Origin of the sequence: Pedobacter glucosidilyticus (genome assembly GCF_002483235.1) — a bacterium.
GTDB lineage: Bacteria > Bacteroidota > Bacteroidia > Sphingobacteriales > Sphingobacteriaceae > Pseudopedobacter > Pseudopedobacter glucosidilyticum_B.
The window spans coordinates 140369-165753 of the sequence record NZ_DLHN01000024.1; the positions used below are offsets into that span (position 1 = coordinate 140369).

The window sequence follows — 25385 nt, forward strand, 5'->3', positions numbered from 1 at the left end:
ATTTTACGTCTAATAAACGTATGTTATAAATAGACCAAAATTGTCTTTAAGACCTTAAAAAATATACAACATGAAAAATAGAGTTATTTTATCGGTAATGAGTGGGGGGATTGCTCTAATTCTAGGTGGTTGTGCTACCGGCAATATCGCTACACAAACGGCTTTGTACGATGATGTTTACAACTCGGAAGTAGAAGCCAGAGCCTTGACATTTACGCCAAGACCATCAATTAATTCAAATCCTGATAGCGAATATTCTACAGATAATTACGCTTATGAGGAAGAGTCTAGATCACGTTTGGATATAGAAAATCGCAATGATTACAATTGGAGAGACCATTATTATAATAACAATTTAGCTTTTGACCCTTATTTTGACCCAGCATTTTCTATGGGATGGAATAATTGGGGATGGAATAGCTGGAACAGACCCGGTTTTGGTTTTAATCTAGGCTGGAACAACTGGGGTTGGAATAATTGGAACTTAGGCTGGAATAACTGGGGTTGGAACAGTTGGGGATGGAATAGCTGGGCTTATAACCCTTGGTACAGTCCTCTAGGATCTCCATATTGGGGAATATATTCTTTTAACAACCCTTGGGGTGGTGGCTGGATTGGCAATGGTGGTTTATGGGGTGGCGGATTTTATCCGGGTATTGGTGTTGTTACCAGACCTAATAACCCAAGGCCATCAAGAGGAAGTGTAGCAACTAGACCTGTGGGCGCTGATGGAAATAGTGTAAGTAGAATTCCTCGTCCTACGGGACCTGTTAGCTCAAGCAGACCAGCCGGAACATCGTCTAGACCAACAAGAGAAAGTTATGGAGGAGATTATAGTCGCCCAGCAACTTCTGGTACAAGACCCGCTTCTAGTGGAAGCTCATCTCGTCCAACAGAAAGTAGCAGACCTACAAGATCCGAAGCTCAACAAAGCAGACCTGCTCGTACTGAAAGTAGTAGACCTGCCAGAACTGAAAGACCTAGTTACTCTCCTTCTCCTAGTTATAGTCCGCCTTCTAGCAGTGGTAGCAGCGGCGGTAGTAGCAGAGGTTCATCTGGAGGCAGTAGCTCTGGTGGTGGAAGGCCTTCAAGATAGTTTTATCATAAATTTTTTGTCACATTGAGCGGAGTCGAAATGTAGTCTGAAGACCACAGAAAGGCTTCGACTCCGCTCAGCCTGACATAAAAAAGAATGTGTTGATAAAGCTCAATTTATAAGAGATGTATTTTCATTAAATATCAGTGGTTAAAACTTATACAGCTGATGATTATCCTTACATAAAAACATGAAATTAAAAATATTTGTTCTTTCAACTTTTATAGTAGGCACTATTTCAAGTGTTTCTGCGCAATACACATCTGATGCACTTAAATTCTCGGGAACAGAAAGCAGCGTAACTGCCAGATTTGGAGGTTTAGGTGGCCCACATACCTCTTTGGGCGGAGATTTAAGCTCTCTATACGGCAACCCAGCAGGCTTGGGTATGTTTAGTAGCTCTGAGTTTAGCTTTACACCCGGCTACGTTAACTCGTCAAATAAAACAACCTATTTAGGGCAGAACTCCGAATCCTCTTTGGGTAATCTAAACATTAATAATTTGGGTGTTGTTTTTCATAGCCCAACGTACCGAACAGGCGATTTAAAGAAAGGTCTTGTATCCATAAACTTTGGTATTGGCTACCAAAAAAACAACTTTTTTAGAAATGAACTTTCTTTTAGCGGAGTTACCAATGCTAATGGACTAGGAAACTATTTTGCTAATCTTGCTAATAATGATAAGAATCCAAGCACTAATCAACCTTATGCGCCTGATCAAATTTTAGATAATCTAGTATTTGCAGCTTATGAAGGTTTTTTAATGGATTACAATACAAACAACAATAGTTATTCATCCAACACTAGATCAGGAGCAGACCAAGTTGTTTCCTATGATAGAAAAGGTGGGCAGTCTAATGTTGATTTCTCTTTAGGCATGAACTTTAGCAATAAATTTTATCTAGGTTTTGGATTAGGTTTAGCATCTATCAATTACCGTTCAGAAGAATTATTAAATGAGCAAGGATTTAATGATGTAGATAATGTTGACTATAACACCAATTTCTCCAAGAGTTTTGATACCCGAGGTTCTGGTGTAAATTTTAAAATTGGCGCTATTTTAAAACCTGTTAAAGAAATTAGGTTAGGATTATCCTTAGAAACACCAACTTATTATAGCATAGATGATGATTATTATGAGGAACTTTCTTTAAGAGATCCAGACAATAATTTCATCACTGATAATAATTCATATCCTTTTTCTTATCGCTTAAATACGCCTTTAAAACTAAACGGAGGTATTTCATTCTTTATAGGTAATAAAGGTTTTATTAGTGCTGATATTAATTATCAGGATTTTTCTACCATTAAATTTAAATCTGATGAAAACGCTTTAAACATCAATACCAATAGGCAAATAGCTTCTACTTATCAAGAAAGCATCAATATTGGTTTAGGTGCCGAGTATAAAGTAACCAATAATGTAGCTTTAAGAGCGGGTTATAGAAATTTAGGAAGCCCTTATCAAGATTTAGCTTATAAAGCTAATAGATATACCGGAGGAATTGGTTATCGCTTTGGTTCTTATACACTAGATTTTGCGGTTCAGCATCAACAAAACAGCGTTTTATCTACCTCTTTTTATACTTTTAATAATCCACAAGTTACGCCGTTTGCAGATACTAAAACTAACGTAACGGCTGTTAGTATCACTTTTGGAGCTAGGTTTTAAATAAAAACTTAAATCATAAAAAAAGCCTTAAATGCGTTAAGCATTTAAGGCTTTTCTATATCAGATGGAATAATTGTTAAAATTTGCTAAATATGAGGTTTTAGGTAAGAAAGGATTGTTTCTATTTATCTTCATAATGTCCCCAAAAAGTAAGAATTAAAACGATTACCTTATCATCTATTATCTGATATACTAAACGGTGTTTATCTGTAATTCTACGAGACCAAATCATAGACTTAAAGTGCTTTAATTTCTCTGGCTTACCTGTTCCTTTTGTAGGATGCTCTCGTAATTCATTTAAAAGCTTATCAATCTTTGTGAGAACTTTTTTATCACCTGCTTTTTTATGTCGTTCAATATCTAAAACAGCTTCATCAGTTAGTTCTAAAACATAACTCATAACCCTAAAAACTTCTTTTGTTCTTCTTTGGTTAAGCTTTTTACTTTTCCTAAATCTGCTTGCTTCATTGATTTACTTATTTTAGCAACAAATTCATCTTCACTTAAAAAAGTCTCATCGTCTAATTTTACTACTTCAAAACGGACTTTCATTTCTTCCAATAAGGACTTCAGTAAGGATTTCTGCTTATCATTTTTAGGATATATAGTGATACTGTCCATTTCTTTAAGTTTTAAGATGATACAAAATTAATAAAAGTATGATAGAAGTTTAAATAATGATTTTCAGATCCCATTTCTTAATTGAAATTAGATCAATCTAAAATCTATTATAAAAAAAATCTATTTCTGTACCACCAGCTCTCTTAACTCGCTATTTGGGTGATATTCATGATTACCTTCATGGAAAGCCAGAATAAGTGTCTTGCCAGGCCCTACAATATGAACTTTACCTTCTGGCGTAATGGTAGCTACAGTTAAATCAGAACTTCTGTAAATTAAAGGCAATTTTGCGCTAGAACTTGCTCCTGCATCAAAATCAGCATCGCCTACTTTTTTCACCGCTAAGGTCGGATAATTAATTTTTTGCTCTTGCTTATCATACATCTTACCACCTTTATCTTTAAAGTGTTGTACGTTACGCCATATTACCTTAGGACTTTCATGACCATCTCTTACTGTACCATAAACACCATATTTATGATAATTTCCGTTGAAATTGTTGATAGCTTTTTCGTTATCTGCCAACTCAAAAACCTTCTTATCATTTAAATAAACCATAAATTTATTACCTACATCTTCTTGTAAGTGTATTACGTTTACTTTCACCTCTTTTCCGTAAATATTATCCATCACTTTAATTCTGGAAGAAGAACCACAATTAATGGTTAAGCTTCCATTATCTTCATAAAAACCTCTCAACATAAATTGAGTAGCACCTTCATGGCTTCCCCATATCTGCATTAAACATTCATCATCTAAAGGTTTAAAAATCGTTACATAGCCTTCAAACTGACGGGCTCCGTATTCATACTCGTTTATCAACCTAATTTCTGCCCGGTTAGATTTCTTATCATATAACTGAAATGTTTCGGTTTTATCTTGAGCATTATAGGTATAACTAGCATTTTTACCTACTGAAGTATGCAACTCTTGATGCGCTGTCCAATCGTACATCATGTGTTTACCAACCTCGTTACACAAGTGTATTTTCTTTTTAGGATTATAGTTTTCCCAAGTAATTTGACTTACGGGAATTTGGGCAATTAGCTGTAGAGATACGGCCAACAAAATCGTAGTTAAGGTGATTTTTTTCATGATTAAAATATTTCAATTTATAGCTTCTTTACAAATTTTATGCTGTTAGCAAGTTCTTTAGATGATAGGTTTAACAAGTAAATACCATCTGCTACCCCTGCTAAAGAAATTGGATAAGTATTTTCACCTTCTTTAAGTATAATCTTTTGCTCGTATACTTTTTGACCATTTAAATTACTTATACTTAAAGTACCCTGATGTTGACTTATAGCGTGAATAATCACATGATACTCATTAGCAGATAATTTATATATATAGCTTGTGTTTAGATTTTCTAAACTATAATTAACTACTCTAGGCCCAAAATATTCATATTTGCCATTAAAATCTATTTGCTTTAAACGGTAGTAATTATTTCCGTTAAAGGGATTATTATCAATAAAATGATAATCTAAAGTGCTATTACTATTGTCAGCTCCTTCTTTCTCGCCTATTTTAACAAAAATCCCATCATCATTAGCTCTTTCTATCTCAAACCTAGCGTTATCAGACTCTGACGCGGTACTCCAATTTAGACTTACGCTATTGAAAACTCTTCTGGCATCAAAACCTATTAAAGAAACTGGTAAAACCGTAGGGTCATTTAAATCTGCTAAAAAATTTGCATATCTGAGATCATCCAAGATAATCTCTCCATCTGCATTAGAATTGTTATTAACAATAAGAGAAATAAAATCTAATTTAGCATCGGCTGATAAGCCCGCAGCGCTAAAATTATGATTACTTCCTGTTGTAGTTAAGCGTGTGTTATTAATCCAAATATGGTAAGAGCCTGCTGTTACAGTATAGCTTTGAGTACCGATAGTATAGTCTAATGGCTGTGCCGAATTATTACAAAACATTCTCATATTAAATTCTGTACCGTTACTCAAAGTAACTCCAGAAATATTGGTGTAAGTACTTGTAGCCCCTACTCTTGTCGCAAAATTATAGTTACCATTTGATTGTGGTTGCCATCTAATAACTGCAAAAACAGGATTTGCATTTTGCAAATTAGAGCCGCTGGATCCTGCATCAGTAGCTGCGCCATCGCCTATCAAAAACTGGTAGGTACCATTAGTTCCTGATACAAATTTCACATTCATACTCAGGCTAAATAAATTAGTCGCAATTCTTGGTGTTTGATTGGTAGCACCAATATTGGTAATATAGAACTTATTAACATTATTACCTGTTGAAGGATAGATAGCCAACCTTGCTCCATTACTTCCATTTGTAAAATTTGTACCTGATGTAACTAACCTAAAACCTCCATTTGCGGTACTATTGACTCTAATAGTTGCACTTTGACCTTCTCCTGGAGAAGTTAAAGGATTTGAACCGCCACTAGCAGTACCACCTGTGGTATATGTTGCTGCCCCTACTGTAAATGTTGCTGCTTGTGTACCAAAATTATATTGCCAAATAGCATTAGAAGCATCAGCAAAAGGCATATTAGTTGTATTAACGAATATAGCATTAGAAAAGGCAGAGTTACTAACACCATTAGCTCTTACTCTAAACCAATAGTCAATGCCGGCTGTTAAACCTGTTGCTTGAAACGTTTTAACATTAAAATTTGTAGTTGTTAAATCTGAGAAACCGGTAGTTGCACTTGTAGTTGATACTTGTAAGGTATAACCAGTATCATGACTTACATCTGTCCAAGAAAGGTTAACAGCAGTTGGGCTAACAATTGAAGCTGACAAACCTGTAGGCACAGCAGGATTAGGCGTATTACTAGGCGCATATGTTCCTCCTTCCCAAAGCCTTACATTTCTCCATTGTACTTGAGAATTTACAATGCTATTTGTACTTGGCTCATCTTCACGCCCGTAACATCCATATTTAAAATAATTTCCATCCACATTGTTAGGAGTGAAATTTTCTGACAAAGTGAGTCTTAAAACACCATTCACGAAGAAGTAAATCTTGCCTGCTTTTGTAGCTGTTTGTTGTTCGTGAATAACGTTAATTTTGACTTCTTGATTGAGGATATTTGTTGCAATGGTTGTATTCCCGATCATATCAAATGTTCCATTAGAAACAACCCTTAAAGTTCCTCCATTTGAAAAAGCGTCTCCTCTAATTTGTAGTAAAGTGGCTCTTTGTACGCCGTTTTCTATAATACCTCCAAATATTTGAAATACTGCATTATCAGAAAAAACATTGTCATTTATAGTAACAAAACCTTCAAATTGTCTTGTTCCGTCAACATAGTCATCATGTATTCTTATCTCAGAGCGATTTCCTGGAAATTTAAAAAGCGAAAAAGTATGGGTTCTATTAACCCCATTTTCAATAAAAGAATAACCACTTGTAGAATTAATTGTATTGAAATTACTTGAAGTAGCACCGTTTGTATCCATGTAACTTGCATCGCCATTATTCCACGCTCTGGTAATTAAACTTCCTTCATAATTTTGTAAATGCACACGTTGTGCTTGTTCTTGAACAGTTGTAATATCATTCCAACCTGTGCCTTCTTGGGCAAAAAGAAATTGTGAAGTAAGTAATAAAGTTATTAAAGTCTTAAAAGAGCGTAGCAGTTTTAATTTCATAGTTATTGAGTTTAAAAAATGAGAAATCATAAAACTATTAAGAACTCATAACAGCGTTTTTAAAACCTGATTATGATAATTAAAATAGATTTACATGAAATAATTGGTTTGCCACTATGAGCTATTTCAAATATCAAGATTAAAAAGAATGAAAAACTAACTTGAATTGGCAGATTTATCACTCAAATTAGCGTTTAAAAAGTGCTATAAAGCATTTTCTAGACACAAAAAAAGGCATCTACTAAAAGTAGACACCTTTTTTAAATCATCATGATTAAAATTACTTATTCCCGTTATAAGCTCTCAACATCCAACTGGTTTTTTCTTGGAACTTCATAAAACCTGTAATCATATCGGCGGTACCTTCATCATTTGCATTTTCTGAGGCATTTTCAATGATTTCTCTTTCCAAATCAATAAGGGTTTTATAGTCTTCTAATATCGCATCAACCATTTTTGCCGGAGCCATTCCTTCTGTTTCTATCTCTTTAATTTTTGCAACTTCTGTATAGCTTTTAAAAGTGCTGTATGGAGATTTGCCTAAAGTTAACACACGTTCGGCAAGTTCATCAATGGTGAGTTGTGCATTGTTATACAGTTCTTCAAACTTTACATGGAGGGTAAAAAAATCGTTTCCTCTCACATTCCAATGGCAGCCTCTAAGTTTTTGATAATGTACTTGATAATTAGCTAATAAATCATTCAGTTGGTCTACTAGCGCTACTACTTTCTTGTCGTTTAATCCTATTTTGTTTGTTGCCATAATAAGTATAATTTAAATTAAAGGGTAATTAGCCTTATGCTTTTCTAACTACCAGATTATAATTTTCAATTTTACTTACAACAATATTCGTTCCGTTCTCAATAAAGCCATCGTTAGATACAGCATCGTACCAATTCCCATCTATTTCTATTTTACCTGATGGGCGTAAATCAGTTTTAGCAAAACCAATTTTACCAATAAAAGACGTATCTGGTTTTCTTACTTGATAACCTTGTGTAGCTTGCTGTTCATCCTCCAAAACTAACCTTTTAAACATTTTAGATTTTAGAACATTGCCCCCAAAGAAAGCACCTACCACTATAGCCCCAATCATAGAAAGAAGCACCAGTAAAAAAGAATTTGTTAAACGCTCTCCGCTGGTAACATTAAAATCAAAAAAATCATTTAAAATAAGGCTAAAAGCCAATCCGCTAATCATCATTACAATACCTAAAATACCAAAAATACCAAACCCAGGAATGAAAAATATTTCTAACACGAGTAAAGCTATCCCAACAATAAATAATAAAATCTCCCAATTATCGGCTAAACCTTCTAAATATAAAGGAGCAAAGAAAAGTAAGGCCGCCACTACTGATACAAGTAAGGCAAAGCCAATTCCGGGTGCTTGCAGCTCAAAATAAATGCCTCCAATAATCAATAAAATTAAAACACCACTTACAGCAGGGTTAATTAAAAACCCTATAATATAGTCTATTAAAGTAGGCTGATAAACTTCTAAATCGTAAGATTTTAATCCTTCTTTAGCTAGTAGTTCTTTTACAGAACTTGCTTCAGCATTGCAAAAACCATTAGCAATAGCTTCTGTAGTGGTAAAAGTAAGCACTTTACCCTTTGGTTTAATAGTGGGTATTTCTAAATCAGGGTCAACAAAACCTTCTGCTATTTTAGGATTTCTACCTTTACTCTCTGCCGTTGTTCGCATTAAGCCACGCATGTAGGATTGATATTTTTCTGGCAGCACTTCTCCTTCTGCATTAACTACGCTTGCAGCACCAATACTAGCTCCTTTGTGCATATAAATTTTATCACAAGCTATAGCAATTAAAGCCCCTGCTGATGCTGCATTATTATCAATAAAAACAATAGTTTCCATAGGTGCAGTCAAAATAGCAGAGCGTATAGAGTCTGCATAATCCAGCATTCCGCCAAAAGTATTCATGTGTATCAATAAAACATCGGCCTTTTGTTGTTTGGCATTTTCTATAGCAATTCTGGTGGTACGCCAAGCAGCCGGATTTATTTCTTGCTTTAAGTTAAACTGATAAACTTTTGGCTGCGCTATCACTAGATGATTGCTTAAAAACAAGCTTATAAAGAGATAAAAGATATGCTTCATGATATTAATTTCTATTTTTGAATAAGATGTTAAATAAAGATACATTAAAGCCCTTATTAAAACAGCAATTAGAGGGAATTATCTGGAAAATAGTTTTAGATGACGAGCTAAATTGCATGGCTATAGAAAGCAGAACTTTAACAAAACAGGTTTTATTTTCTGTTTATGATTTTAACCAACAATGCTTCATTATCCTTAACTATCCTTTTGAAGAAAAGTGGCAATTGGGATTATTAGCACTGTATCAACACAAATTGATATTACATGGTTTTGAGAACGAATTTGCGCCTACACAAAAAAACATCTTGGTCTTTAATTTAATTGATAAAAATATTGGCTGGCAAAACTATAGTCATACCGCACAAGCCGTTTATAAAGAAGGTATTTTAGCCTATAATGCCAAAATAATGCCTCGTAAACTAGAGTTATTAGATCTAAATACGGGAAAGTCTTTAGGTTTGCTTAAAGCAGATGGTACCCTACAACAGCTTCAAAATCAAATTATCCTACCAGAACATCAACTAGCTGAAAATATCTGGGATACAGCGCAACAATTAATTTACAAAGACCTTTTTATAAGAAGCTTATATCTTAAAAATAAAGACAGCTACACCCAAATAATTGAAGTTTATAATAAAGAAAACAATATTTTACTTTCTGATATTTTAAATGACAACATACAAAAACTAGCAGAAGATACGTTCTTTGTGTGGCTTGGCAAACTGGTATACATCAGAAACAAATCAGAAATTGTGAGTTATTTACTATAATTGCAAAGTTTTTCAGAGAAGACCTTAATACATGAAGCTTAAAACAATCTTATTAATAACCTTTTCTATACTATCATTTTCTGCATCTGCAACTACCTTAGTAGACTCTGTAGGTATAGAAAATTCTGCCGGAAAAAAAGTTATCCTACATAAAATAGAACCAAAAGAAAACTATTATGCTTTAGGCAGAAAATATAATGTTTCGCCAAAAGCGATTATGGATTTCAATAATAATGTTGCGCTTAGCATTGGTCAGGTGATTAAAATACCAACCGATAGACCTTTTGCAGAGCAAAAACCTGTAAGTTTTAACTCTTCATCAAACACTGCACAAAACAACGGTAAAAGAGAATCAATACACGTTGTGCAAGCTAAAGAAACACTTTACAGTATTGCCAGTAAATACAATATGCGTGTGGATGATTTAAAGCTCCTTAACAACCTTAAAACTACAGGCTTAAGTATTGGCCAAACATTAAAAATTTTAGTTAATGATGAAGTTAGCTTAAAACCAGAAGTAGTTAAAAATGCCCAAACAGGTAAACCAGAAGTAGTTAAAGAACAAATTACAAAGCCTGAAGTTAAAATTAAATACATAGACTCAACAGACTCTAACTCAGGTATAGAAATACCAAGAAACAGATATGGCATTACTGAGAAAAATGAAAAAGGCATTGCTGTTTGGATAAACGACGAAAACTTAGACGCCACCAAAAGCTACGCTTTACACAAGCTTGCCCCTGTAGGTACTATTGTAAAAATTACCAACCCTATGACTAATAGAAGCGTTTTTGCTAAAGTTGTAGGTAAGTATACCGAGAACGAAACTACCAAAGATGTTATCATCGTGATTACCAAAGCAGCTTCTGACGCTTTAGGTGCTTTAGATAAAAGGTTTTTAGTAAATATTACATACGGACTTCCAAATGAACAATAAGCCTTTTGTAATAGGAGTTGCTGGTGGTAGTGGCTCTGGCAAAACATTTTTCTTAAACTGTTTTCTAAACCATTTTACACCAGAAGAAGTTTGTTTAGTTTCTCAAGATGACTATTATATTCCGGTAGGTGATTTATCTGCCGAAGAAAACAAGCTTTACAACTTTGATTTACCTTCTTGTATTGATATCGAGGCTTTTGAGAGGGATATCAACAGTTTATTAAACTTTCAAACGGTTTATAAAAAAGAATATACTTTTAATAATAGCAGTGCTGTACCTAAAATATTAGAGATAAAACCTGCCCCTATTTTAATTATCGAGGGATTATTTATTTACCATTATCCTAGCGTAGATCCACTTTTTGATTATCGCATTTTCATTGATGCTGCAACAGAAATAGCACTGGAAAGGCGTTTGAATCGAGATTTAATAGAAAGAGGATATTCGGAAGATGATGTCATGTACAAATGGGAAAATCATGTTATGCCAGCTTATCAAGAATACCTTTTACCTCATCGTAACCGTTGTGATAAAATTGCAGATAACTCTACCAATGAGCTTAGAAACATTTTAGATTTAACTGATGAAATTTCCCGAGAATTACGTTTAAAATTGAATATATAACCCTTTAAAGCCGATTTTAAGGAGATTTATTTTCATGAGAGCAGCCAGATGTCTAAATAAAAATATCATCTCTATATAATGAAAGAGCCTAAAAACACAGCACTCGGGTTTATCTTTATTACTTTATTGATAGATGTAACAGGTTTAGGTATTATCATCCCTGTATTACCCACCCTTATTTCTGAACTTATCCATGGAAACATTAGTGAAGCAGCAAGTATTGGCGGCTGGTTAACTTTTGCTTATGCTTTTGTACAATTTATTTGTGCCCCATTGTTAGGAAATTTAAGTGATAGATACGGTAGAAGACCTGTTTTACTATTTTCTTTATTAGGTTTTGGGATTGATTATTTACTATTAGCCTTTGCCCCTACCATAGGATGGTTATTTATAGGACGTATCATTGCTGGCTTTACCGGAGCAAGTTTTACAACAGCATCGGCCTATATTGCGGATGTTAGCACACCAGAAAAAAGAGCTCAAAATTTTGGATTAATTGGCGCTGCCTTTGGTTTAGGCTTTATATTAGGTCCAGTATTAGGCGGAGTTTTAGGTCAGTTTGGTTCCAGAATACCATTTTTTGCTGCTGCAGGTCTAAGTTTTTTAAATGTTATTTACGGATACTTTGTGTTACCAGAATCCTTACCAGTAGAAAAAAGACGTCCTTTTGATATTAAAAGAGCAAATCCACTAGGCTCATTATATCAGTTAAAAAAATATCCTGCCGTTTATGGGTTAGTATTAACACTTATTCTGATGTACATTGCCAACAATGGTTTACAAAGTACTTGGTCTTTTTATGGGATGGAAAAATTTAAGTGGAACGAGGCTTGGGTGGGCTATTCTTTAGGCTTTATAGGCTTAATGATAGGTATTGTACAAGTAGGTATCATCAGGTGGGTAATTCCTAAGTTTGGACAAGAGAAAAGCTTATATATGGGCTTAGCTTTTTACAGTTTGGGGCTATTGTTATTTGCCTTTGCTGCAGAAGGTTGGATGATGTTTGCCTTTATCATCCCTTATTCTTTAGGCGGAATAGCCGGACCAGCACTTCAAAGTATTATTAGTGGTTACGCCCCTACAAATGAGCAAGGAGAGCTTCAAGGTGCTTTAACAAGCTTAATGAGCGCTACAACTATTGTAGCACCGCCAGTAATGACTAACCTTTTTGCTTTCTTTACCGGAGATAAAGCTCCCTTTATTTTTCCAGGGGCACCATTTTTTGTTTGTTCTATTTTGGTTCTGATAAGTGTTTTTACTGCTGCAAAAAGCATGAGAACCCATGCATCAAAAAGTTAAAGATTTTTGTATTCTTGTTTATGCTTTTAAGCCTTCACTATTTCGTTAAAGAAACCATACTTAAAACTGTTGATTTTTTCTATCCAATCTTCAGAAGATTTATGCCGCTACAAACTTACCGTTATGCTGCTTGTGGAGGTTCAAACACGGCCTTAAACATTTTAATTTACTTTGTTTCTTATAACTTCGTCTTAAAAAAGCAAATTGTTCATTTACCTTTTATAGCCATAAGCCCACACATTGCAGCATTCTTGATAGCCTTCTTTATAACCATGCCCATAGGATTTTACTTAAACATGTTTGTAGTTTTTAAAGGCTCTTACTTACGCAGAAGAATACAATTTGTAAGGTATATAATGGTAGTAATGGCTTGTGTAGTTTTAAATTATCTGTTTTTAAAACTATTTGTAGAGCAGTTTGGTTGGTATCCTACACCATCTGCAATTTTAACTACGGTAATCATCATCGGCTTTAGCTATTTATCGCAAAGGTATTTTTCTTTTAGGGTTAGGAAGGAAAAATAGGCTATCTCAAATCATCAATTTGTGTCAGGCTGAGCGGAGTCGAAGCTTTTCTGAGCATATCGGAGAACATTTCGACTCCACTCAATGTGACAAATATGATGTTTGAGACAGCCTCTCTGATTTTATAAAACTTCTATACTATTAAAACTGTCTAAACCCGCTTCCGCCTCTGCCACCACGTACCATTTGGGTTTTATCTAGCATACTCATCTGGCCCTTCATCATTTTAATTTGCTCAGCTAAAAGCTTATTCTTATCGGCTTTTTCTGCTTCTTTTAGTAATCTTTGTGCTTCACGCTTATTTCTTTTTCCCATCTCTACACCAGCCAAACTTAAATTTGCTAAGGCAATGTTATGATCCATCGTTAAACCAAAAGATAAAGCCTTTTTAAAGAACTTTTCTGATTTCATTGGAGATTTTCTAGACTCTATTAAACCTAATAACAAATGGTAATATCCCCATTGACCTTTAAACAACTCTTTTTCGTAGTTTTTAATACTAGCTAACCAAGCTTCTGCTTTTTCCATATTTTCTTTTCTCAGAAACCATTGCGCTATCAGCATTTTCTCGTTAAAGATATAGGTAACAAAAACTAAGATGGATATGAAGATTAAAAGAATTCCCCATCCCCAATAAGAAAAAACAATTAAGGTAATAGCAGCTCCAAGAATTAAAGCTCCTAATATAATTCTAATGAAATTTGGCATGTCAAATGTATTTAATATACTTTAGTGGCTGCAAATATCGTTTATTTGAGCTTTTAATCAATAAAAAGATAAAGAAATATGTCTGTACAATTAGAATCATCTTGGTTGGCTGTTTTAGAAGAAGAATTTGAAAAAGATTATATGCTTCAACTAAAGCAATTTTTGCAAGAAGAAAAGAAAAAAGGCAAAACCATATACCCACCCGGAGCAGAAATATTTAATGCTTTTAATTTAACTCCTTTTGATGATGTTAAGGTTGTGATACTGGGTCAAGACCCTTACCATGGTGCTGGACAGGCACATGGTTTATCTTTTTCCGTTAAAGAAAACGTAAAATTACCCCCTTCTCTTCAAAATATTTATAAAGAATTAAGTGATGATATCCCGGGATTTAAAATTCCATTACATGGAAACTTAAGCAGTTGGGCTAAACAAGGCGTATTACTTTTAAATGCTACTTTAACAGTAGAAGCTGGAAAAGCCGGTTCGCACCAAAACCAAGGTTGGGAAGTTTTTACTGATGCAGCAATTAAAGCCTTATCGCTACATAAAGAGAAACTTGTTTTTATCTTATGGGGTAAATTTGCACAACAAAAAATAGCTTTGATAGACACAGGTAAGCATTTCATTATTAAATCTGCACACCCATCGCCATTCTCTGCCTATAGTGGCTTTTTTGGTTCAAAGCCTTTTAGTAAAACCAATCATTATTTAGTACAGCAAGGTAAAAAAGCTATCAATTGGCATTTTTTTTAGGTCAAAACAAACTACTGTCTTTAATTAAGCGTAAAATAATAAAATTAAAATTATTTTTGCACTTATAAATAATCAGCTTGAATCTACCCATAAGCCATCTTATCAAAAAAAACTACCGCACTTTGTTTGCATCTAGCTTGCTGTTGCTAGTTTTGTTTCTAAGTTTAAAAGAAAGTTATCTGCTTTTTCATACGCTGGTTGAGTTATTTTCTGTAACGGTTGCTTTTGCTGTTTTTATCGTTACCTGGAACTCCAGAAAAATTCTTGATAACAATTATTTATTCTTGGTTGGTATAGCCTATTTATTCATTGGGATACTAGATATTTTACATGCCCTTACCTATAAAGGCATGAACATCCTAAATAGTACAGCATTTTATGCCAACCAATTTTGGATAGCCACCCGCTTTTTAGAAAGTATTACTTTGTTAGTAGGTTTCTGGTTTTTAAAACGTAAACAAAGACTTAATGCAGATTATATTTTCCTTATCTACCTATTTATTAGTGGCTTACTTATTTTGTCTATCCTTTATTGGAAAAATTTTCCTGTTTGCTATGTAGAGGGTATTGGTCAAACAGCTTTTAAAATTTATTCAGAGTATATCGTTATCATCATTTTAAGTATAGCATGTTTAACTTTAGTGAGAAGAAAAAAGTACTTTGATAACAAAGTTTTCTATTTGCTTTTTGCCTCTTTAACTTTTTCTATCTTAAGCGAGTTTTGTTTCACCTTGTATACCACTAACGATGGATTTATAAACCAAATTGGACATTATGGTAAACTCATATCTTTCTTTCTGATTTATAAAGCCAATGTAGAAACCAGTTTTCTTAACCCAACAGGTATTTTATTTAAAGACTTAAAAGACAAAGAAGAAAGCTACAGAACTTTAGCAGAAAACCTTCCGGAGCTTATTATCCGTTTAGATAAAAATTTTAGATGTATTTATACCAACAACGCATTAAGTAAATTCACAAAGCTAAACAGCCAGCATTTTTTAGGTAAAGCATTATTTGCTATGGGCTTGCCTGATTATTTGGAAAAAGCTTTGATAGAAATTTTATTAAGTGCCCAAAAAGATAAATCTATAAAGGAAACCAAACTAGATATTTTATTAGAGCATAAAAAATATTTTTTTGCTATACAAATTGTTCCAGAATATATATCAGACAACCAAATAGAAACCTACCTGATTATTTGTTATGATATTACGCAATTAAAAAATACCGAAAATCATTTACAAGAAATTAATGCAACAAAAGATAAATTCTTTTCTATCATTGCTCATGATTTAAAAAACCCTTTTAACGCCTTAATAGGCTTTAGCGAGTTGATTTATAAAAACGCAGATAAATATAGTACAGAGCGTATACAACAACTCGCATTTAGAATGAATAGTAGTGCCAAACAAGTGTTTAATTTGTTAGAAAATTTACTAAGCTGGTCTAGAATACAAACTGGTAGCCTAGCACCAAAAATACAAATCTTATCTGCGGTAGATATACTAACAGAAACACATCAACTATTTTTGGCTTCCGCCGATGCTAAAAATATTACCATCAACTTAAATTACAGAGAACTTATTTACGTAAATGCAGATAGGCAAATGCTGAATACCGTTTTACGTAACTTAATAACCAATGCCATTAAGTTTACACACCCAAATGGTAAAATAGAGCTTAAACTAGATGTAAAAAATCAAGAAGTTTTATTTAGTATCACCGATAACGGCATCGGGATAGAAAAAGGGTATGTTGATGAAATCTTTAAGATAGAAAACAGGTATTCTAAACCCGGTACTGCCGATGAAAAAGGAACAGGTTTAGGATTGATACTAGCTAAAGAATTTGTAGAACTACACCAAGGACAAATTTGGGTAGAAAGCGAAATTAATAAAGGAACAACTTTTTACTTTACCCTACCCGGTTATGTTGCTGCTCAACCTAATATTCTAGCGGGATAATAGGCTCCTTTTTGCTAGTAGACATAATCATCATCGTTTGGAAAGTCTTCACTACAGATATTCTGCTTATCTTTTGCATAATCAACTGTTCATAAGCCTTTATGTCTTTTACGTATGCTTTTAAAATAAAATCACATTGACCAGTTACGTGGTGGCACTCTGTAATTTCCTTTATGGCGTTAACCTCCTCTAAAAAAATTGTAATGGTATCGTTTTGATGAAAATCTAAAGAAACTTGTATAAACGTTTTAATTCCTAAACCTAACTTTTCCTCATCAACCAAGGCATGGTAACTTTTGATATAACCAGAGTGCTCTAGTTTTCTTACCCTTTCTAAAGTTGGTGCTGGTGATAAACCAATCATCTGGGAGAGCTGCAAATTGGTAATCCTACCATTTTCTTGCATAATTTTAAGAATATTCAAATCTATCTTATCCAGTTCCATAACCTTAAATTTTTATACAAAGTTAGTTTTTAATCCTTTAAACCAAATAAAATTTTATAAAACTGCTTATATCAATATATTAATTGGCAAAAATAATTTTTAGATTAATCTAAAAATATAATTAGATTTGCATTAATAATATTTTAGTATCATGATTACTTCATTTACAGAAGAGAATTATTTAAAATCTATATATCACCTATCTCCAGATGAAGGTACTGCTGTAAATACCAATGCTATTGCAGAATCTTTAAATACCAAAGCAGCATCTGTTACAGATATGTTGAAGAAACTTGCCGATAAAGAATTCATCAATTACATCAAATATCAAGGTGTTACTTTAACACCTTTGGGCAGAGAGAGAGCTTTAAACATCATTCGTAAGCATCGCTTATGGGAAGTTTTTTTGGTAGAGAAACTTAATTTTAAATGGGATGAAGTACATGATTTAGCAGAAGAATTAGAACACATCCATTCTGATTTATTGATCAATCGTTTAGATGAATTTTTAGAGTTCCCTAAAACAGACCCTCATGGCGACCCTATTCCGGATAAGAACGGCAAATTTAACGTTCCGGAACTCATACCTATATCAAAACTTAAGAATGAAACTTTAGGAATTATTAGCGGTGTAAGAGAACACTCGCCCCTATTTTTAAAATACCTTGAAAAAACCGGACTGGTCTTAGGCCAAGAAATTACCATTAAAGAGCAAATAGAGTTTGATGGCTCTTTTATCATTTCTATCAAAGAAAACGACATTATGATTAGCAGAGAAGTGGCAAAAAATTTATTGATAGCTATATGAACAGAAAACATACAGAATCTTTAAGTGAGGTACATAGCAGTGTTAAAACCGAGAAAAAAACAGGTTGGAGAAAGATTTTCGCCTTTCTTGGGCCAGCTTATTTGGTTAGTGTTGGCTATATGGATCCTGGAAATTGGGCAACAGATATAGCTGGAGGCTCTCAGTTTGGTTATAAACTGATATGGGTTTTGCTCATGTCTAACCTAATTGCTCTTTTATTACAATCATTAAGTGCCCGTTTAGGCATAGTAAGAGGTTTAGATTTGGCCCAAGCTTCTAAAAAAGCTTACCCTAATTGGGCAAATATTCCGTTGTATATTTTGGCTCAAATAGCTATAATAGCTTGTGATTTGGCCGAAATTATTGGGATGGCCATAGGTTTAAACCTTCTTTTTGGTATACCGCTAATTTGGGGCATCAGCATCACTGTTTTAGATACTATTCTTTTACTCTTTTTATTAAAAAAAGGTATGCGCAGCATGGAAGCTTTTATAGTTTCTATGGTTTTTATTGTTGGTGTTTCTTTTTTAATGGAGATGATTATTGTACAACCCCAGTTAAATGATGTTGTAAAAGGATTTATTCCTAGCTCTTTAGATGGTAGTGCTCTCTACATCGCCATTGGTATTATCGGCGCAACGGTAATGCCTCATAATTTATACTTACACTCTTCTTTAGTACAAACACGTAAGATAGAGCGCAGTAGCAAAGGCATTAAAGAAGCTTTAAAATTTAATTTAATTGATACTACTATTGCGCTTAATCTGGCTTTTTTAGTTAATGCGGCTATTTTAATACTCGCAGCAGCGGCTTTTTTCACCAATGGCTTTAATGAAGTTGCTGAGATACAAGATGCACATAAATTACTAGGAAACATATTTGGTGAAGCAGCACCTGCACTTTTTGCTATTGCGCTTATCGCATCGGGGCAAAGTTCTACCATAACAGGTACGCTAGCAGGGCAAATTGTTATGGAAGGGCATTTAAATTTACGTATTGCGCCATGGCTAAGAAGGTTAATTACTCGTCTGCTGGCTATCACTCCAGCATTTTTTACCATCATTTATTTTGGAGAGGAATCTTTGGGTGCACTGCTTATTCTAAGTCAGGTGGTATTAAGCTTACAATTAGGTTTTGCTATTATTCCGCTTATCCATTTTAATTCAGATGCTAAACTGATGAAAGAATTTGCCATCAAAACATGGGTTAAAATTTTAGCTTGGCTAAGTGCAGTTATCATCATCAGTTTAAATGTAAAATTAGTTATTGATGAAATTAGCGGATGGATGATAAGTGCAGGCGAAAATGCCTTCTGGTTATACTTAACAGTAATCCCTTTAGCTATTGCGGTTGGCCTGTTGTTGTTATACATTATCATCAAGCCGTTCTTCCCTACGCAAGACAAACAAGCTGCAATACCCCACGGTAGTGCTTTAAATCTAGCCGATTTAAAAACTCCTGTTTATCAAAATATTGGTATCAGTATAGACTTTTCTGCAAACGATAAAAACGTCATCAGACATGCTATTTTACAAGGTGGCCAACTAGCCAATTATACGCTTATTCATATTGTTGAAACAGCTGGGGCCCGTTATCATCAACAAAATGTGATGGATATGGAAACTATCAGTGATGAAGAAAACCTCAAAAAATATCAGCAAAACTTAAAAGATTTGGGCTTTAACAGCACTTATAAAATTGGCTATGGTTCTACCTCAAGTGCTATTGCAAAAATTGTAAACAAAAGCGAAATAGACTTTTTAGTGATGGGTGCGCATGGCCATAAAGGCTTTAGCGATTTACTATTTGGTTCTACTGTAGATGCCGTAAGGCATCAGGTTAACATACCTGTTTTAGTGGTAAGGAAATAATATGAAAAATCTATTCATTCTAATATTTTTACTATCCCCGATAGCGCTTTTAGCTCAAAAAGCCAATATTTATGGGAGAGTTTTTGCTTCAGGCATGCCTGTAAAACAAGCGGTTGTTAAATTAGATAAAAGCTTAAATTATCAAATTACAGATAGCTTAGGTGTATTTCATTTTAAAGATGTTACTCCAGGCGAGCATCACATCAGCGTAAGCTTATTGGGCTATAAAAATTATAGAAAATCTATTTCGGTTAAACCGGATGAAAATATATCGTTAGAAATACAGCTTAATAACGATGATTTAGGCTTAAATGAAGTGGTGGTAAGTGCTACCCGATATGGTGTATCCAGAAAAGAGGCTCCGGTTGTGGTAAATGTTATTGGTGCTAAACTTTTTAATGCTACGCAATCATTAAGTTTATCAGAAGGTTTAAATTACCAACCGGGTGTAAGATTAGAAAATAATTGTCAAAACTGCGGGTTTACCCAAGTAAGATTAAATGGCTTAGAAGGCGCATATTCACAAGTTTTAATCAATAGCCGACCAATTTTTAGCGCTTTAAGTAGCGTTTACGGTTTGGACCAAATCCCCACCAGTATGATAGAGCGTGTGGAAGTGGTAAGAAGCGGTGGCTCGGCACTTTTTGGCTCTAATGCCATAGCCGGAACCATCAATATCATTACCAAAGACCCTGTATTAAACTCATGGGAAATAGGTTCTAACATAGCTTTAATAAATGGCAGAGAACCAGACAACGTTATAAATTTTAATGGTAGCATTGCCGCAGAAGATTTAAAAAGTGGTGCTACATTTTATGGGATGTTTAGAAATCGTTCTCCTTTTGATGCCAATGCAGATGGTTTTACAGAAATCACCCGTATGGAGAACAATACCTTTGGCGGAAAAGCTTTTTTAAAACCCAGCGATAGAAGCAGGCTTACGCTAGATTTTAGCGCTATAAAAGAATTTAGGAGAGGTGGAGACCGCCTTCATCTGGCACCACAATTTACAGATATTACTGAGCAGCTAGACCATAACATTTTATTAGGGGGGTTAACTTTTGACCAGTACAGTAAAAATCTAAAGAATAAATACTCTGCTTATATATCAACACAAAAAGGAAAAAGAAACAGCTATTATGGTGGTTTAGGAGGCAGCTATACCGCAATAGATAGTACCAGAGCTAATAATGCTTACGGTTTTACAGATGATATTTCTGTTGTTGGAGGCTTACAGTTTTCCAAAAATCTAGAAAACACCTCTGTTTTTGTGATGGGTACAGAACTACAACATAACCAAGTTGATGATGAGATTGCTGGCTACAACAGAATTATAGATCAATCTTTGACCACTTTTGGTTTATATGCCCAGTACGAATGGAAGCCAAACGAGAAACTAACTGCTTTGTTAGGTAGCAGATACGATATCACACATGTAACTGGGAATTATACTTTACAAAATATATTCCGCAACTCAAATCTTAGAAAAGGTGTATTGAGTCCGCGTTTTACGCTTTTGTATAAATTTAATGAAGATTGGCAGTTTAGAGGTGGCTATGCCCGAGGTTTTAGAGCGCCACAGGCTTTTAATGAAGATATGCACATATCATCTGTAGCGGGCGAGCAAAGGTTTGTGATACTATCAGAAAACCTAAAAACCGAATTTTCTGATGCTTTTACAGCATCTTTAAGCTATGCTTGTACTTGGGGCAATACGCAAGTAAGTTTCCTTACAGAAGGTTTTTACACCACTTTAAAAAACCAGTTTGTGACCATTAATACTGGTGCTTCTTTAGGAAACGGAACTATTTTAGAAGAAGTAAGTAATGGAGAAGGTGCTTATGTAAGTGGTGCAAATTTCGAGCTCAATATAGTGCCTTCTGCTAAGTTTAACTTGCAAGCTGGCGGAACCTGGCAAAAAACTGCTTACAATGATGCTCAGGTTATTTATGATAATCCTAATGATTTAACAAATACAAGGGTTAGTATTACCGAATTTTTAAAAACACCACGTAGCTATGGCTACTTTAATAGTAATTACAAGGCTACCCAAAAATTAAGTTTTGATATCAGTGCTGTTTATACCGGAAATATGACTGCTGCCAGAGTTATCAATGCTGATGGATTACCTCTATTGGTTAAAACCCCAAGTTTTTTAGAATTAAATTTAAAAAATACCTATCAGTTTAAGCTAAAAAACCTGATGATAGATTGCAGTTTAGGCGTTCAAAATATATTTAATAGTTTCCAAAAAGATTTTGATACAGGGCCTACCAGAGACTCTGATTATGTTTACGGACCAGCCAGACCAAGAACATTTTATTTAGGCTTGAAATTTAGGAGTTTGTAGCATGTTGAGGTTTTTGCTAGCTGTATTATTTTGCTTAGGGATGATAAAGTCTGGAGTGGCTCAGGAAATTGCATGGCTAAGTTTTGAGCAACTAGATGATTCCTTAAAAATTAAGCCTAAACCTGTTATCATTAGTTTTTATACTGATTGGTGTGTTTACTGCAAAAAAATGGATAAAGAAGTCTACTCAAAAGCGGCTATCATTAAAGAAATAAGCCAACATTATTATGCAGTCAAGTTTGATGCAGAAACTAAAACACCCATCTTTTTTGATGGGAAAACATTTAATAAGAAAGCTAAATTTCATGAGCTGGCAATTTTACTTGGTACTAGAGAAAAACAATTTATACCCCCGGTAACACTTATTTTAGATAGTAATTTCGCTGTTAAAAGTCGGTGGTTTGAATATTTAAGTAGTGATAAACTCCTTGAAATTTTAAAAACTAACTAGGAAAGTAGCCTTCATAAAACTTCAATTACTCAATTTTTTCACGATATTCGCAGTATGTCTAATAAAATAACATCCAGTGTAAACATCAGAAACAAGAAAGCCACTTTTGAGTATAGCATTCTTGAAAAATTTGTTGCTGGCATTAAACTTTTAGGTACCGAGATTAAATCTATCAGACAAGGAAAAGCAAATATTGGCGATTCTTTTTGTTCTTTCATCAATAACGAGCTGTATGTGAGAAATATGGATATAGCCGAATATTCTCATGGCTCTTTTTACAACCACGAAGCAAAAAGAGACCGAAAACTACTACTCAATAAAAAGGAAATCAAAAAATTGCTGGTTAAAGGCGAAGATAAAGGTCTTACCATTATCCCCTTACGCATTTTTATCAACGAAAGAGGCTTTGCTAAAATGGAAATAGCCTTAGCCCAAGGTAAAAAAGCTTTTGATAAACGTGATACTATCAAAGAAAGAGATGTAAAAAGAGAGTTAGATATGGTGAAGAAGAAGTATGTGTAGGTGCTTAGGTTGTTAGATTGTTAGTTGGTTAGGTTGTTAGTCCCGATAGCTCGGGAGTTATTTATTAGTTGGTTAAACGTCAAACAGCTATATTTACCATGCTTGGTCTCCTAATAAGGGTACAAATCTGAAAGTATCTAACACAATTTTATCAAAGTCATTTTCAGAAACGCGTAGTACAGTTACCATTTTTTGGCTTTTTTCATCCCCTACGGGTATTACCAAAATACCTCCTATCTTTAATTGCTTCAATAAAATTTGTGGAACTAAAGGAGCTCCTGCTGTTACAATAATTTTATCGTAAGGGGCATGCTCTGCAATACCTTTAGAGCCATCGCCTAGAAAAAACTCGGCCTGATAACCAATGTGAGGCAATACTTGCCTGGTTCTTTCAAATAGTTTTTCTTGTCTTTCTATGGTATAAACTTTAGCCCCCAACTCTAACAACACACAGGTTTGATAACCGCAACCTGTACCAATCTCTAAAACTTTATCTCCTTTTTTAATATGTAATAATTCGCTTTGGTAAGCTACCGTATAGGGGTTAGAAATAGTTTGCCCTTCGCCAATAGGGAATGCTTTATCCAAATAAGCTTGGCTCCAGAAAGTTTCATCAAAAAAATAATGTCTTTTTACAGTACCAATGGCTTTTAATACTTGCTCATCAGAAATACCTTTTTTTCTGAGTTCTTCTACCAGCTTCTTCCTTGCGCCCTTTTCGCGATAATTATCTACAAATTTATATCCCATTTGCTACAAAAATAGAATCTGAAACGAATTTAAAGCAATTTTATTAGCTTTACTTCTTCACTTTTAATGATAAAATACACAAGTAGCAGAACATCAATGCTTAAACAAAAAAAACTTTTACTTTTTATCTTTCTTGATACTCTTGTTGCTCTCATTTTTATCTTTTTTACAGAAATTTTGTTGATTAAAAACAACTTAATAACACTTATTTCTTTATTTATACTTCTTTTAATTTATGCTTTTACGGGTACTTATGCCCAATTCACTAGAAAATCCAGATTTAAAGAAGTTATCAGAACATTTAATCAATCTATCATCATCACTCTGTTGTATATTCTATTATTTAAGCATAACAGTTACAACATTCAAGCAGCTTTAAACTTTGGATTGACACATTTTTTTATCATGGGTTTTGGTAGATTGCTATTTCATACCTGGATAAAAAGACAAATACGTAAAGGAAAAATAAGCTTTAATACCATTTTAATTGGTAATAATAAAAAAGCTAAACAGATTTTGGCAGATATTAAATCACAGCCGAAAAATCTGGGGTTTCATATTTTAGGTTATGTTGGTTTAATAGATGAAGAAGATACCCCAATGGTTAAGCTACCAAAACTAGGCTCTTTTGATGATATTAAAGTTATCATCGAAAGCTACCAGATAGAGGAAGTTATTATTGCTATAGAAACCAATCAGCATCATCAACTTAAAGATATTTTAAATCAATTAGAACAAACAACAGTTATTATCAATATCATACCTGATATTTATGAAATACTGTCGGGCTTTGTAAAGCTAAATTATCTTTTTTCTATCCCTTTAATTACTTTACACCCAGACCACATGCCTTTTTGGCAAAGAAGCTTAAAAAAAATATTAGATTATACAATCGCTATAACAGTACTGTTTTTCTTAGCTCCTTTGTTTATCATCATTTATATCATGATTAAACTAGATAGTGAAGGTCCTGGTATTTATCATCAAGAAAGAATTGGAAAAGATGGGAAACCATTTAACATTTACAAGTTTAGAAGCATGTTTATAGATGCGGAAGAAAAAGGGCCTTCTTTATCAAAATCTAACGACCCACGTGTTACCAGAATAGGTAAAATTTTAAGAAAAACGAGACTAGACGAATTACCTCAGTTTTTTAACATTTTAAAAGGAGAAATGTCTTTGGTTGGACCACGGCCTGAACGAGCTTTTTACATTAAACAAATAGAAAAAAAAGCACCTCATTACCATTACTTGCATAAAGTTTTACCTGGTATAACCTCATGGGGACAAGTAAAGTTTGGATATGCAGAAAATGTAGAGCAAATGATTAAAAGACTTACTTTTGATATTATTTATGTAGAAAATAGATCGCTAGCATTAGACTTTAAGATTTTATGCTACACAATTCTAATTGTTATGCAAGGAAGAGGAAAATAAGTTTTATACTTGTAAAAATTT

The 25385-nt window shown here is 33.9% G+C and carries 24 protein-coding genes; 15 read left to right on the forward strand and 9 right to left on the reverse strand.

Annotated elements, in window-relative coordinates; genetic code table 11:
* Nucleotides 1-70 precede the first annotated feature (70 nt).
* Together B2745_RS10015 and B2745_RS10020 are read left to right on the forward strand one after the other, a co-directional pair.
* Nucleotides 71-1096, forward strand: coding sequence for a hypothetical protein (locus B2745_RS10015; protein WP_304065986.1), 1026 nt, complete (start codon nucleotides 71-73; stop codon nucleotides 1094-1096).
* Nucleotides 1097-1286: 190 nt separating this feature from the next.
* Nucleotides 1287-2768 carry an OmpP1/FadL family transporter gene (locus B2745_RS10020; protein ID WP_304065989.1) on the forward strand — a complete coding sequence of 494 codons (1482 nt, stop codon included), beginning with the start codon at nucleotides 1287-1289 and terminating at the stop codon, nucleotides 2766-2768.
* A 121-nt stretch (nucleotides 2769-2889) separates the two neighbouring features.
* Here B2745_RS10020 and B2745_RS10025 read toward each other — a convergent pair whose 3' ends face one another.
* The 6 genes from B2745_RS10025 to B2745_RS10050 form a co-directional block, all read right to left on the reverse strand.
* Nucleotides 2890-3168: a Txe/YoeB family addiction module toxin gene (locus B2745_RS10025; RefSeq protein WP_304065992.1), complete on the reverse strand. Its 279-nt coding sequence runs from the start codon at nucleotides 3166-3168 to the stop codon at nucleotides 2890-2892.
* Nucleotides 3165-3389 carry a DUF2683 family protein gene (locus B2745_RS10030; protein WP_304065995.1) on the reverse strand — a complete coding sequence of 75 codons (225 nt, stop codon included), beginning with the start codon at nucleotides 3387-3389 and terminating at the stop codon, nucleotides 3165-3167. Before B2745_RS10030 ends, B2745_RS10025 begins: the two co-directional genes overlap by 4 nt.
* A gap of 120 nt (nucleotides 3390-3509) precedes the next feature.
* The gene (locus B2745_RS10035) at nucleotides 3510-4484 is read right to left on the reverse strand and encodes a hypothetical protein (RefSeq protein ID WP_304065998.1); all 975 of its coding nucleotides are present in this window, start codon (nucleotides 4482-4484) and stop codon (nucleotides 3510-3512) included.
* Between the two features lie 17 nt (nucleotides 4485-4501).
* Nucleotides 4502-7024, reverse strand: coding sequence for a fibronectin type III domain-containing protein (locus tag B2745_RS10040; protein WP_304066001.1), 2523 nt, complete (start codon nucleotides 7022-7024; stop codon nucleotides 4502-4504).
* Nucleotides 7025-7304: 280 nt separating this feature from the next.
* Nucleotides 7305-7787, reverse strand: coding sequence for a Dps family protein (locus B2745_RS10045; protein WP_026904048.1), 483 nt, complete (start codon nucleotides 7785-7787; stop codon nucleotides 7305-7307).
* Between the two features lie 34 nt (nucleotides 7788-7821).
* Nucleotides 7822-9147 carry an NfeD family protein gene (locus tag B2745_RS10050; RefSeq protein WP_304066004.1) on the reverse strand — a complete coding sequence of 442 codons (1326 nt, stop codon included), beginning with the start codon at nucleotides 9145-9147 and terminating at the stop codon, nucleotides 7822-7824.
* A gap of 26 nt (nucleotides 9148-9173) precedes the next feature.
* Between B2745_RS10050 and B2745_RS10055 the strand changes: the two genes are divergently transcribed.
* From B2745_RS10055 to B2745_RS10075, 5 genes are all read left to right on the forward strand, one after another.
* Nucleotides 9174-9917: a DUF4905 domain-containing protein gene (locus B2745_RS10055; protein WP_304066007.1), complete on the forward strand. Its 744-nt coding sequence runs from the start codon at nucleotides 9174-9176 to the stop codon at nucleotides 9915-9917.
* Nucleotides 9918-9948: 31 nt separating this feature from the next.
* A complete protein-coding gene (locus tag B2745_RS10060; protein WP_304066010.1) occupies nucleotides 9949-10854 on the forward strand; it encodes a DPBB and LysM peptidoglycan-binding domain-containing protein in 906 nt (301 codons plus the stop codon).
* Nucleotides 10844-11479, forward strand: a complete 636-nt coding sequence (locus B2745_RS10065; RefSeq protein WP_304066013.1) for a uridine kinase family protein — start codon at nucleotides 10844-10846, stop codon at nucleotides 11477-11479. The genes B2745_RS10060 and B2745_RS10065 overlap by 11 nt, the downstream gene beginning before the upstream one ends.
* Before the next feature lie 78 nt (nucleotides 11480-11557).
* Nucleotides 11558-12778, forward strand: a complete 1221-nt coding sequence (locus tag B2745_RS10070) for a TCR/Tet family MFS transporter (protein ID WP_304066016.1) — start codon at nucleotides 11558-11560, stop codon at nucleotides 12776-12778.
* A 20-nt stretch (nucleotides 12779-12798) separates the two neighbouring features.
* Nucleotides 12799-13302, forward strand: coding sequence for a GtrA family protein (locus B2745_RS10075; RefSeq protein ID WP_304066019.1), 504 nt, complete (start codon nucleotides 12799-12801; stop codon nucleotides 13300-13302).
* Nucleotides 13303-13443: 141 nt separating this feature from the next.
* Here B2745_RS10075 and B2745_RS10080 read toward each other — a convergent pair whose 3' ends face one another.
* Nucleotides 13444-14010, reverse strand: a complete 567-nt coding sequence (locus B2745_RS10080; RefSeq protein ID WP_026904041.1) for a membrane protein — start codon at nucleotides 14008-14010, stop codon at nucleotides 13444-13446.
* A 78-nt stretch (nucleotides 14011-14088) separates the two neighbouring features.
* Between B2745_RS10080 and ung the strand changes: the two genes are divergently transcribed.
* Both ung and B2745_RS10090 read left to right on the forward strand, forming a co-directional pair.
* Complete coding sequence (gene ung / locus B2745_RS10085; protein ID WP_304066022.1) at nucleotides 14089-14766, forward strand: uracil-DNA glycosylase; 678 nt, start codon at nucleotides 14089-14091, stop codon at nucleotides 14764-14766.
* A gap of 77 nt (nucleotides 14767-14843) precedes the next feature.
* Nucleotides 14844-16730 carry an MASE3 domain-containing protein gene (locus B2745_RS10090; RefSeq protein ID WP_304066025.1) on the forward strand — a complete coding sequence of 629 codons (1887 nt, stop codon included), beginning with the start codon at nucleotides 14844-14846 and terminating at the stop codon, nucleotides 16728-16730.
* On the opposite strand, the gene B2745_RS10095 is transcribed toward B2745_RS10090, so the two are convergent.
* Nucleotides 16711-17175 (reverse strand): Lrp/AsnC family transcriptional regulator, encoded by a 465-nt coding sequence (locus B2745_RS10095; protein ID WP_026904039.1) that lies wholly within the window; start codon nucleotides 17173-17175, stop codon nucleotides 16711-16713. The two genes, B2745_RS10090 and B2745_RS10095, sit on opposite strands and share 20 nt — an antisense overlap.
* Before the next feature lie 151 nt (nucleotides 17176-17326).
* Between B2745_RS10095 and B2745_RS10100 the strand changes: the two genes are divergently transcribed.
* Genes B2745_RS10100 through smpB form a run of 5 tightly spaced genes read left to right on the forward strand, consistent with a single transcriptional unit; the run spans nucleotide 17327 to nucleotide 23177 of the window.
* Nucleotides 17327-17983 carry a metal-dependent transcriptional regulator gene (locus tag B2745_RS10100; RefSeq protein ID WP_349681782.1) on the forward strand — a complete coding sequence of 219 codons (657 nt, stop codon included), beginning with the start codon at nucleotides 17327-17329 and terminating at the stop codon, nucleotides 17981-17983.
* Entirely contained in the window at nucleotides 17980-19854 is a 1875-nt protein-coding gene (locus B2745_RS10105; protein ID WP_304066028.1) for an Nramp family divalent metal transporter, read from the forward strand. Before B2745_RS10100 ends, B2745_RS10105 begins: the two co-directional genes overlap by 4 nt.
* 1 nt (nucleotide 19855) lies before the next feature.
* On the forward strand, nucleotides 19856-22204 hold the full coding sequence (locus B2745_RS10110; protein ID WP_304066031.1) for a TonB-dependent receptor: 2349 nt from the start codon (nucleotides 19856-19858) through the stop codon (nucleotides 22202-22204).
* 40 nt (nucleotides 22205-22244) lie between these two features.
* A complete protein-coding gene (locus B2745_RS10115; protein WP_304066034.1) occupies nucleotides 22245-22655 on the forward strand; it encodes a thioredoxin family protein in 411 nt (136 codons plus the stop codon).
* Nucleotides 22656-22709: 54 nt separating this feature from the next.
* Entirely contained in the window at nucleotides 22710-23177 is a 468-nt protein-coding gene (smpB, locus tag B2745_RS10120; protein WP_304066037.1) for an SsrA-binding protein SmpB, read from the forward strand.
* A gap of 93 nt (nucleotides 23178-23270) precedes the next feature.
* On the opposite strand, the gene B2745_RS10125 is transcribed toward smpB, so the two are convergent.
* Nucleotides 23271-23927, reverse strand: a complete 657-nt coding sequence (locus tag B2745_RS10125; protein WP_304066040.1) for a protein-L-isoaspartate(D-aspartate) O-methyltransferase — start codon at nucleotides 23925-23927, stop codon at nucleotides 23271-23273.
* A gap of 96 nt (nucleotides 23928-24023) precedes the next feature.
* Here B2745_RS10125 and B2745_RS10130 point away from each other — a divergent pair, with 96 nt between their 5' ends.
* A complete protein-coding gene (locus B2745_RS10130) occupies nucleotides 24024-25364 on the forward strand; it encodes a sugar transferase (RefSeq protein WP_304066334.1) in 1341 nt (446 codons plus the stop codon).
* Nucleotides 25365-25385: the final 21 nt, after the last annotated feature.